Origin of the sequence: Streptomyces sp. NRRL WC-3549 (assembly GCF_000721935.1) — a bacterium.
In the GTDB taxonomy this organism is placed as follows: Bacteria; Actinomycetota; Actinomycetes; order Streptomycetales; family Streptomycetaceae; genus Streptomyces.
This window is the reverse complement of sequence record NZ_KL585417.1, coordinates 1-663: the sequence shown is the minus strand read 5'-3', so window position 1 is coordinate 663 and position 663 is coordinate 1. Positions and strand designations below refer to the sequence as shown.

Here is a 663-nt window from a genome sequence, read left to right as displayed (position 1 = left end):
CCCCAGCCGCTGCGGCGGTTCGAAACCCATACGCGCCTTGTTCCCTTTCCGAGCCTGCGTCAGTGCGGGGCGCCGGTGGCGCCCGCCTCGGCCGTGGTGTCCGCCGGGTCGGCGGAGGCCTTCTCCGCGAGCCCCGGAAAGGCTACGCCGGAGCCGCGCCAGCGCGCCGCACGCACGGCGGCCTCCCGGAGCGCCCCCGCGGCCTCCTGCCGCAACGGCCCCCGGGCGGCCCGTACGAGGTCGGCGTACACGCCCGCGACCCGGTCCTCGACGACGGCGGCGAGCCGTGTCGCGGCCGACCGGTCGGGCACCGCGAACGGCAGAGCGTACGCGGCCCGGGCCGCCACCGGCGTACCGCCCAGGTCGCGGACGGTACGGACCAGCGTGTCCCGGCGTGCCCGGTGCGCGTCGTGGGCCGCGGTGGCGTCGGTGCGGCGGGGGCCGTCCAGCCGGCCGCCCAGGACGCCGTACCCGTACACCGCGGCGTGCTCGGCCGCGAGTGCGGCCTGCGCGGCACGGAGCACGGCAGCCTCCGTCGTTCCGGTCATGACGAGACCTCCTCGGCCAGTTCGGTCAGCAGATGGGCGTGGACCGCGCCGGCGGCCGCGACCGATGCCATCAGCCGGGCCAGTTCGGGGTCGGCGTCCAGCAGGGCCTTGGCGC

Annotated in this window: 1 protein-coding gene; it reads right to left on the bottom strand. The window is 78.0% G+C overall.

The window, feature by feature from the left end; translation table 11 throughout:
• Positions 1-59: 59 nt before the first annotated feature.
• Positions 60-548 (bottom strand): ferritin-like domain-containing protein, encoded by a 489-nt coding sequence (locus tag IH13_RS0123425; protein ID WP_031087516.1) that lies wholly within the window; start codon positions 546-548, stop codon positions 60-62.
• Between the last annotated feature and the right edge of the window lie 115 nt (positions 549-663).

Excerpts from the sequence above, each read along its gene's own strand:
- IH13_RS0123425 (WP_031087516.1), bottom strand. The coding sequence starts at position 548 with ATGACCGGAACGACGGAGGCTGCCGTGCTCCGTGCCGCGCAGGCCGCA.